At 32.3% G+C, this 9,162-nt stretch carries 20 protein-coding genes; all 20 read left to right on the forward strand.

Annotation, left to right across the window (positions count from 1 at the left end):
• Positions 1-6: 6 nt before the first annotated feature.
• The 20 genes from bet (at position 7) to B2G86_RS00745 (ending at position 9,115) form a co-directional block, all read left to right on the forward strand.
• The gene (gene bet / locus B2G86_RS00650) at positions 7-786 is read left to right on the forward strand and encodes a phage recombination protein Bet (RefSeq protein ID WP_078356205.1); all 780 of its coding nucleotides are present in this window, start codon (positions 7-9) and stop codon (positions 784-786) included.
• Positions 776-1,489 (forward strand): MBL fold metallo-hydrolase, encoded by a 714-nt coding sequence (locus B2G86_RS00655; protein WP_241837728.1) that lies wholly within the window; start codon positions 776-778, stop codon positions 1,487-1,489. Before bet ends, B2G86_RS00655 begins: the two co-directional genes overlap by 11 nt.
• A gap of 15 nt (positions 1,490-1,504) precedes the next feature.
• On the forward strand, positions 1,505-1,723 hold the full coding sequence (locus tag B2G86_RS00660; RefSeq protein ID WP_078356207.1) for a helix-turn-helix domain-containing protein: 219 nt from the start codon (positions 1,505-1,507) through the stop codon (positions 1,721-1,723).
• Positions 1,724-1,738: 15 nt separating this feature from the next.
• A complete protein-coding gene (locus B2G86_RS00665) occupies positions 1,739-2,107 on the forward strand; it encodes a helix-turn-helix domain-containing protein (RefSeq protein WP_078356208.1) in 369 nt (122 codons plus the stop codon).
• Complete coding sequence (locus B2G86_RS00670) at positions 2,094-2,846, forward strand: DnaD domain protein (protein ID WP_078356209.1); 753 nt, start codon at positions 2,094-2,096, stop codon at positions 2,844-2,846. Before B2G86_RS00665 ends, B2G86_RS00670 begins: the two co-directional genes overlap by 14 nt.
• Before the next feature lie 9 nt (positions 2,847-2,855).
• Complete coding sequence (locus tag B2G86_RS00675; RefSeq protein ID WP_078356210.1) at positions 2,856-3,650, forward strand: ATP-binding protein; 795 nt, start codon at positions 2,856-2,858, stop codon at positions 3,648-3,650.
• 175 nt (positions 3,651-3,825) lie between these two features.
• Positions 3,826-4,323: a single-stranded DNA-binding protein gene (ssb, locus tag B2G86_RS00685; RefSeq protein ID WP_078356212.1), complete on the forward strand. Its 498-nt coding sequence runs from the start codon at positions 3,826-3,828 to the stop codon at positions 4,321-4,323.
• A gap of 36 nt (positions 4,324-4,359) precedes the next feature.
• A complete protein-coding gene (locus tag B2G86_RS00690; RefSeq protein WP_078356213.1) occupies positions 4,360-4,650 on the forward strand; it encodes a hypothetical protein in 291 nt (96 codons plus the stop codon).
• A gap of 20 nt (positions 4,651-4,670) precedes the next feature.
• Positions 4,671-5,162, forward strand: a complete 492-nt coding sequence (locus B2G86_RS00695; RefSeq protein ID WP_078356214.1) for an SA1788 family PVL leukocidin-associated protein — start codon at positions 4,671-4,673, stop codon at positions 5,160-5,162.
• Positions 5,159-5,383 (forward strand): hypothetical protein, encoded by a 225-nt coding sequence (locus B2G86_RS00700; protein WP_078356215.1) that lies wholly within the window; start codon positions 5,159-5,161, stop codon positions 5,381-5,383. Before B2G86_RS00695 ends, B2G86_RS00700 begins: the two co-directional genes overlap by 4 nt.
• 12 nt (positions 5,384-5,395) lie before the next feature.
• Positions 5,396-5,635 (forward strand): hypothetical protein, encoded by a 240-nt coding sequence (locus tag B2G86_RS00705; RefSeq protein WP_078356216.1) that lies wholly within the window; start codon positions 5,396-5,398, stop codon positions 5,633-5,635.
• A complete protein-coding gene (locus B2G86_RS00710) occupies positions 5,628-6,224 on the forward strand; it encodes an HNH endonuclease signature motif containing protein (RefSeq protein WP_158079009.1) in 597 nt (198 codons plus the stop codon). Before B2G86_RS00705 ends, B2G86_RS00710 begins: the two co-directional genes overlap by 8 nt.
• 2 nt (positions 6,225-6,226) lie before the next feature.
• Entirely contained in the window at positions 6,227-6,745 is a 519-nt protein-coding gene (locus tag B2G86_RS00715) for a hypothetical protein (protein WP_078356218.1), read from the forward strand.
• Positions 6,746-6,749: 4 nt separating this feature from the next.
• A complete protein-coding gene (locus tag B2G86_RS00720; RefSeq protein ID WP_078356219.1) occupies positions 6,750-6,971 on the forward strand; it encodes a DUF3269 family protein in 222 nt (73 codons plus the stop codon).
• Positions 6,972-7,028: 57 nt separating this feature from the next.
• A complete protein-coding gene (locus B2G86_RS00725; protein ID WP_476638784.1) occupies positions 7,029-7,973 on the forward strand; it encodes a DNA cytosine methyltransferase in 945 nt (314 codons plus the stop codon).
• Complete coding sequence (locus tag B2G86_RS00730) at positions 7,945-8,190, forward strand: hypothetical protein (RefSeq protein ID WP_078356220.1); 246 nt, start codon at positions 7,945-7,947, stop codon at positions 8,188-8,190. Before B2G86_RS00725 ends, B2G86_RS00730 begins: the two co-directional genes overlap by 29 nt.
• Positions 8,191-8,201: 11 nt before the next feature.
• A complete protein-coding gene (locus tag B2G86_RS00735; protein ID WP_078356221.1) occupies positions 8,202-8,504 on the forward strand; it encodes a hypothetical protein in 303 nt (100 codons plus the stop codon).
• A gap of 1 nt (position 8,505) precedes the next feature.
• Complete coding sequence (locus B2G86_RS13260; RefSeq protein WP_158079011.1) at positions 8,506-8,673, forward strand: hypothetical protein; 168 nt, start codon at positions 8,506-8,508, stop codon at positions 8,671-8,673.
• Positions 8,663-8,878, forward strand: coding sequence for a hypothetical protein (locus B2G86_RS00740; RefSeq protein WP_078356222.1), 216 nt, complete (start codon positions 8,663-8,665; stop codon positions 8,876-8,878). Before B2G86_RS13260 ends, B2G86_RS00740 begins: the two co-directional genes overlap by 11 nt.
• Before the next feature lie 3 nt (positions 8,879-8,881).
• A complete protein-coding gene (locus tag B2G86_RS00745) occupies positions 8,882-9,115 on the forward strand; it encodes a hypothetical protein (protein ID WP_078356223.1) in 234 nt (77 codons plus the stop codon).
• The last annotated feature ends 47 nt before the right edge of the window (positions 9,116-9,162 follow it).

Here is a 9,162-nt window from a genome sequence, read left to right on the forward strand (position 1 = left end):
TTTAAAATGACAAATCAAAATCAAGTAGCAGAAAAAATGAGTACAACTTATGAGGTTAATGGAGAAACGGTGAAACTATCTCCAGGCATAATTAAAAAATATTTAGTTAGAGGTAACAAAGAAGTGAACGATCAAGAAATTATGATGTTCTTATCACTTTGTAAATATCAAAAATTAAACCCGTTCTTAAATGAAGCCTACCTTGTGAAATTTGGTGGAGATGCTCAAATCATAGTAGGTAAAGAAGCGTTCATGAAACGTGCTGAATCAAACGCTAAATACAAAGGTATTGAAGCAGGCATTATTGTAGAAAGAAACAACGAATTACACGAAATAGAAGGTGCAGTAAAACTTAAAAACGATATTTTAATCGGTGGTTGGGCAAAAGTTTACAGAGCTGATAGAGATATCCCAGTTGTATCAAAAGTATCGGTAGAAGAATACGACAAGAAACAATCTACATGGAAACAAATGCCACTCACAATGATTAGAAAAACAGCTATTGTAAATGCGTTACGTGAAGCATTCCCAGAGAATCTAGGTGCTATGTATACAGAAGAAGAAAGTAATCACCCAATCAATGTGAATGATGATGTACAACAAGAAATTAATCAAAATGCTAATAAAACTGCTATAGATATTCCGAAAGAAGAACCTCAAAAAGTAGAAAAACCAATAGAGAAAGAAAAAGTTGAAGTTGAATCTGCTCAATTTGAAGAAGTAAAAGAGCCTAAACAAACTAAGCAATCAATATTCGATGAAGGATTATTCGGTAATGAAAATTAATTGTATAGGTAGTGGTTCTAATGGGAACTGCTACCACATTACAGACGGACATACTGAATTACTTCTAGAATGTGGCTTTAACTTCAAAAAGATACAACAAGCATTGAATTATCAATTAAAAAACATATCAGCATGTTTAATCAGTCATAGGCACATGGATCATATCAAAGGATTAAAAGAAGTGATGAACTACGGCATTAATTGTTATATCGGAGAAATAGAAAGAGAAGAACTTATTGAAACAGACAAGCGTTATAACAACTTCAGATTAAAAGGTATTCAACCATTAGAACATTTTAGAATTGGTACTTTTACGATATTACCATTTGATGTGCAGCACGATACAGGACAACCATTAGGGTATCTCATTCAGTCAGACAGTGGCGACAAGCTACTGTTTGCGACTGATACCTATTACATCAAGTATAAGTTTACAGGACTTACACACCTATTAATTGAATGTAATAACAGCATTGAAATATTGAATAGAAATGTTGAAACAGGTGTATTGAATCATTCGTTAAAAAAGAGAATCAGAAAAAGTCATTTCAGTTTAGAAAACGTAATTGATTTTATTAAAGATTGTGATTTATCGATATTGAAAGAAACGTACTTGATCCATTTATCAGATAGCAATTCAGACGAAGAACTATTTAAAAAATCAATTCAAAAAGTAACAGGAAGACCAGTATATGTATTTTAAGAAAGGAGAATAGTAATGGACTCAAACGAAGTTTTATCAACAAATATCAAAATATATATGGTGAAAACCAAAAAAAATATAACCGATTTATCTAAAGATACTGGTATCGCAAGAAGTACATTAACGCCGTTAATAAAAGGTCAATCAAAAATGGTTAAATTCGAAACGTTGGACAAAATAACAAAAGCTTTAAACGTTACTGTAGACCAACTTTTTGACTTCAAATATTTATAAGAAAGGAGCGTTAATATGATTCATTGCAGGTTGAAAGAATTAATGGAAGAAAAAGGCGTGACACAAACTGATATATCTATTGCTACAGGTATATCAAAACCAACATTATTAGCAATTTTAAAAGACGAAGCTCAAAGCATTAAGTTTTCAACTATCGAGAAACTATGCGATTACTTCAACATCAGTATGGGTGAATTAATAACAAGAGAATCTAATTTAGAAAAGTTTCATCAAAGAAGAATGTTTATTAAACAACTAGGCGTAACTACTAAATTATTAAAACGTGAATTTGAAAATGAAAACATTTCAGATGTTGAATCTATTCATATTTCTTTAGAGATAGAAAAGGTTTTAAGAAAGGAGAATTCAAATGGCAATATTTAGAGTTTATAAAGAGTCGGGTAATTTTGTAACTGTTCACAAAAATTTTATACACGACAATACAATCAGTTGGAAAGCTAAAGGAATATTACTTTATTTACTTAGTCGACCAGATGATTGGCAAGTATATGAAACAGAATTAGTAAAACATACTAGCGACGGGCTTAGTAGTCTAAAAAGTGGTATCAAAGAACTGGAAGAAGTCGGCTATATAAGAAGAACAAGAAAACGTGATGATAAGGGAAGATTAAAAGAATATGAGTATTCAGTATTTGAACACCCAAACCACATTCGATTATCCAATGTAGGTAAATCCAACGTAGGAAATTCCAACATAGGAAAAACCTACGTAGGAGAATCGAACACTACTAATAATGATAGCACTTATAATGATTCAACTAATAATGATAGTACTAATAGTGACAGTAGTAGTGAGCAGCAGTCGCCGTTCGACTTCTACCAAACTAATGGTTTTGGAATGCTTAAACCTTATATCTCTGAACAGATAGGAGGTTGGATTGATGACTTCAAAGAAAACGGTAATGAAATAGTTATAGAAGCAATGAAAGAAGCGTTAAACAATAATGTATCAACCTGGAATTATGTTAATTCAATACTGAAATCATGGAACCACGATGGAGTTAAAACGGTAGAAGATATATCAGCAAGAAACAAAAAACGTAGTAAACAAGAAGAAGTAGCAGACGAAGATAATCCATATCTTAAATACATGAATAATTGAGGTGATTAGATGAATGGCTTATTCAATCCAAAACTGGCAAATAAGTTAGAACAAAAAACACAGCCTAAATTAATTAGTGAAGGTAAGTGCGATAAATGTGGTCGAGATTATGAGGAATACCAATTTAAAAGTGGTTATTCGTACAGACTAGGTTGTGACTGCAAGATGATTGAGCAAGGTAAAGAAATGACTAAAAACTTTAAACAACGTCAAAATCAAAAAGAAATAAATAAAATTTTAAGTTTTTCTAGTGAAAATGAAGAAACCAAAAACGCATCATTTGAAACATATATTCCAGAAAATGAGAATCAAGCAAAAGCAAAAGTGATTTGCGAAAGATATGCTAGTTCATTTAATCAAGACAATAAACAATCACTTTTATTACAAGGTTCATTTGGACTAGGTAAATCACATTTAGCAATGTCAGTTCTGAAAGAAGTAAAAGATAAGAATTATTCAGTGTTATTCATTAATTTAACTGAATTAATTTCTAAGTTTAGATCCACCTTTGATAAAGATAGTCAATTTACAGAATCGGAATTAGAAAAAGCGATAGGTCAGGTCGATTTAATGGTGTTTGATGACTTTGGTATGAATGTAACTGATTATGGAATGTCAAAACTATTTCAAATTGCTGAAAGTAGAGTTGGAAAACATAACATAATCACAACAAATTTATCTCTAAAGGAATTAACGAAGACAAAAGACCAACAAAGATTATTTAGTCGGTTAATGTCTAATACTACTGGCATAACACTAGAAGGCGACGACCATCGAATGAAGGGATTTAGGAATCTAACATGATAACAATTAAAACAATTATCAGTCGGTTAAATTGTAGTGAAGTATATGCTCAAAAATTTATGAGTATGTGTAACTTTGACCAATCAACTATTAAGCAAGAATTGGCAAGGCAGATTCACAAAAGAGAAACAACGCCAGCAATAATAGTAAATAAACCATTGGAGGAAATAACAATATGATCAATCGATTTATAGGTGTAGGAAGATTAGTACGCGATCCAGATTTCAAAGTTACACAAAGTGGTATGCAATTTGCTAGTTTCACATTAGCAATAAACAGAACGTTTACAAACGCACAGGGTGAAAGAGAAGCAGATTATATCAACTGCGTTGTATTCAAGAAACAAGCCGAGAATGTTAATCAATATTTATCAAAAGGAAAGTTAACAGGTATTGACGGTAGGCTACAAAGTAGAAGTTATGAAAACAAAGAAGGACAAAAAGTATTCGTTACTGAAGTGATTTGCGATAGCGTTCAGTTCTTAGAACCTAAAGATAGTCAAAATAGCTCAAATTCATATCAGAATGGCTCAAGTTATCAAAACAGTGGCAACAATACCCAAAACAAACAAAACGCTGAAAAAGGGCAAAATAAAACGAATTACGACCAACACAATAATCCGTTCTCGAATGGAAATAATTCATACGACGAATCTGATTTACCGTTCGACTAGATTTTAGAACATATCCTTTATTCGATGAGGTGCGAAATGACATCAACAACATTATTTAAACTGTCAGATGCAGTTAAGCAAAATTACAAATTAAAACGTCCGTTAATTGACCAATTTCAGACGTTTCTAAAAAGTATTAAATTATCTGGTCATTATATAAGTGATACAGATGCTTTGCAGTGGTTTTTAAGAAGAAACGACGTATTTGGATTTATTCTATACATCGGCATGACTACTGAAAATGAAATCAGAGTAACAATGTCAGTTGAAAAGCAAAGGCTGGTAACAAACAGAAAGAACTTGAATAAATTAAACGACCAAATTTAAAGGGATTAGGAGTGGGATTAATGGTTATGTACACACCAAAGATTGAGCGTGTTTCTAGATATACAAAAAGTGATTTGATGGATGCGAGAGAAAAAGGAATAAGTGATTCAGTATTTCATCAACGATTACACAAAGGCTGGACGGTTTCACAAGCGAAATCAACACCAGTTAGAGAAAGAAAACCATATACAGAAATCGAATTAGAAATTATGGAAAGAAATAACTTAACTAGAAAACAAGTTAATTCAAGAATAAAAAATGGAGTTCCTAGAGAAGTTGCGATTTCGATGCCACAAGGCGAAACGTGGAATAAAACAAAACGAGAACAATATGAGAAAGAAAAATTAAGAAAGCAGAAAAAAATCGAAGAAGAAAGCAATCGCAAAGAACTAAAAAAGCAAGAACTACTAAAAATTAAGAAACCATATTTATTTACAGTACCTCAAAAGACAGAGTTTGGAGATTATGCTCAACAATTATTTGAGGATTGTTGTGGGAGCTGGTCGAAATGATCACCAAAATTCATGACGACAATTCAAGCTACGAAGTTGGTAAAGATGGTGTAGGGAATATTACCGAATGGCGTGTTGACGTTGATGTCGTAGATATTTACAGAATAGCTGATGAAAAAGGAAATTTACTGAAATTCAAAGGATTCATTAATAAAAAGTACCAAATTGAACATAGAGAAGATAAAACAATTAAAAAGCAACTAAGCATATTTGATTTATAGGAGGAAAAGGATATGAGAAATACATTAGGAGATTTAAATAACCATTTATTCGAACAGTTGGAGCGTTTAGGTGATGAAGACGTAAAAGGTGAGCAATTACATGAAGAAATCAATAGATCGAAAGCAATAATGGGCATTGCTAAAAATATTATTGATAACGGTAGTTTAGTGCTAGAAAGTCAAAAGTTCATGGATGACAGATTCAATAATCAAGATTTACCTAAAATGCTGGACGGTGGTAAAAATGGCTAGGTTCTATACAGAAGAACATTTACAGTTTTTAAAAGACAACATCAAAGGTACGCCATATAAGGAACTTGCTACAATGTTTAATCAAAAATTCGGGACTAATAAAACTGATAGAACTATCCATGCTTTCTGTAAACGAAGTAAGTTGAGCAATGGATTAAACGGAAGATTTCAAAATGGTCACGTATCTTGGAACAAAGGCAAGAAAGGATTACACGTACCAGGCAGTGAAAAAGGTTGGTTTAAAAAAGGTAATAAACCTACAAATACAAGACCGATTGGCAGTGTTTTAGAAAATAAAGATGGTTATATTCTTGTGAAAGTCAAAGATACAGGTATTCGAAATGAAATGTGGCGACCTAAACATGAATTAGTTTGGGAAAAAGCTAACGGATCTAAACCAGATAAACATGCCGTTATTTTTGCAGACGGTAATAAACGTAACTTTGATTTAGACAATTTAGTATTAGTTAAAAGGTCAGAATTACTAAAACTAAACAGACAAAAACTGATATACAAAGATTCTGAACTTACAAAAGTTGGATTAAATATTGTGAAGTTACAAGAAAAACTAATTGATGTGGAGGGATAAAGATGGAATTTAAAGCAGGAGATAGAGTGCATGTGTTGAGATTAGATGGTGAAAAAGTCGATTTCTATGCAACGTTGAAAGATGTAGGTGATAACATTTTTGACTTGATTGATTGTAGCGATAGCCATTACGACGATATAGGAATATCCAAAGAAACAGATGAAGATTTTGGCATTAACAAACTAGATTACTATAGACCTCTTATAAAATTATCGGAAGAACAACAAATAAAAAAGTTAAGTAAATTAGGCAAACGATTATTCAACCAGTTAGAACAAGAAGATACAGAACCACCAGAAGTACAGTATATCGAAAGTGAAAACAAAGTCGAATTAGACAATCATTACATCGTCGAAGTGAAAAAAGGTTTGTACGTTGAGGAAGTTGGCTCAAATAATCACTTTAAATTCACTAAAGATATAAAAAAAGCGCATGTATATAACTATAAAGAATCAAATATTAGACACGCTGAATTAGTTGACGGTCGTATAGTGCCTATCAAACGTCATATCGAGGTGTAAATAGATGCCATTCCTCAATAAATACAACTTATACAATTCAGACGGTCGGAAAATGTTCACTGTGATACCTGGTGAGGATAGTAATACATTACTAGGTATGCCACAAACGCCATTCGTTAGGCAAGAGTACAAGTTTACTGATAGTGAATTAGCAAATTTTAAAGCAACACATGATTTGAAATTAGAGCAAGAATTGAACGATCAATTAAGTATTTTTGATATATAAGGAGTGATGCCAAATGAACAACCATGTAAAAATACTTGAGTTGTTTGGTTAGGTGGAATAGGTGCGCCGAGAAAGGCGCTATTAAATCTAGGATATCCACACAAAGCAATAGACTATGTAGAAATAGATGAAAAGTCAGTAAGAACGTACAACGCTTTATATGAACACATTCACCAACCTCAATCAGTAGTTGGTTGGAATCTTAAACCCGACATTTTAGTTCATGGGAGTCCATGCCAAGATTACAGTCGTGCTGGAACAAGATTAGGTGGAAATGACGAAGATAAAACACGTTCATCACTTATGTGGGAAACCATTCGAATTATTGAAAACATGGGTGATTGGAAACCTAAAGTTGTTATTTGGGAAAACGTCAAAGGTGTATTAGCAAAAGATATGATCCATAACTTTAAAAAGTATTTTGTAGAAATGGAAAGACTAGGATATACCAGCAATTACGAAGTTTTAGATAGTCGTGAATTTGGTATACCTCAAAAACGAGAACGCGTATTTGTAATAAGTATGTTAAATGGTCATTGGTTCGATTTCTCAACATTGAAAGGTAGACCAATGAAAAATATAGACGATTTATTAGAAAGAAATGTTGATGATAAATACACAATCAAATCGCCCTCGATGTTAAAAGCTATTAACAAACGTAATGGCTTTGGTGGTGGACTGAAACCAATTGAAGAATACTGTTGGACGATTACAACTAAACAAAATAGATGTCCTAATAGTGGGATTGTACCAATCGGAAACGAACAATATAGATTGCTTACTGAATTAGAGTGTTGGCGTTTAATGGGCTTTGAAGATGAAGACTATTACAAAGTAGCAAACGAGCATCCAACTAGAAACAATACAACAAATGGAACGCTCTATAAACAAGCTGGTAATAGTATTGTCGTACAAGTGTTAGAAGCGATATTCGAAGAAGTATTAAAAGTCATTGAGGAGGAAGTTACTCAACATGAAAAGATTCAAGTATTGCACAGATAAAGAAATGGATAGAGCAGTTAAAAACTATAATCGTGGTGGTAACACTAATTATATTTATGTTCTTGTATTTGAAAACGGGCAGGTTGAAACCATTGAAGTATCTGAATGGGACATGCATTTATGTGTGTTTGATTCAGAAGAAGAAATGCACGAGTTCTTTAATAGTGAACCAAAAGTTAAAGATTTAGTAGAGGGTCAACAATTAAAGCTATTTTAGGAGGAAACAGTATGCCAACAATAAAGCACACACCACAATCAATTGCAGAGTTAGAACGTGAGCGTGATCAGTTTAAGTTAGAAAGGGACTCACTTATCAAAGATGTTGATTATCAAAGAAATCAAAAATTCGAACATTTTTTAGGTAATCAAATGCTAGAACAAGAGAACGAAGCACTAAAACTGCAAGTACAGGAAGAAAGAAAAAAATATAAAACTCTTGTTAACCATATCAGACACAAAGCAGTAGCCAATCCAAGTGAACATAGATATTTCAATTTAGTACATTTTATTGATGATATGGAGGGGAATTAACATGGCTACCAAAGAACAAAAATTACAAGTTATAAAGTATTTAAAAAGTGAAGCTCATGATTTAAGGGATTTATATGTTGATGTAAGTATAGAAAAGTATATACAGGAAGTACATGATAGCATGATTGCTGTTATCGATGAATTGGAGGCTGATACTAATGAAGGATAGAGGATATAAAGAGGTGTGGCAGACGTTGAAGGAAGAAAAGATACGATACTTCATTTTATTAAATGATGCTTATAAAGTGCATCAACTTGAAAGACAAAGTATATCATTAAATGTAACAAGACAAACATTATTACAAATGGACCAACTAGACGGCACACATGAATTTAGCAATTTACTTGATGACATGAACAGGGAGCGTGAGTGAGTAATGACGTATAAATATGAGGAGAGTCTTAAAAATAGATTATTGAACTTAGAATTAGATGATTATGTAGAAGTTATTCAACTTGAAAAGGAATATGAAGAACTCAAAGAAGTCTACGCTAAAGCTAAAGCCTACGACCAAATCAAAGTAATACACGATAAACATATATACGATTTCTTGAACATGAGTGAAACAGAATGTATTGAAAAAAATGGAGATATTTTGGAGGACAAATAACATGAAAAAAATATATGCAAAAGATGGATACGGTACGAATGAATCAA

Origin of the sequence: Mammaliicoccus fleurettii (assembly GCF_002018435.1) — a bacterium.
Taxonomy (GTDB): Bacteria; Bacillota; Bacilli; order Staphylococcales; family Staphylococcaceae; genus Mammaliicoccus; species Mammaliicoccus fleurettii.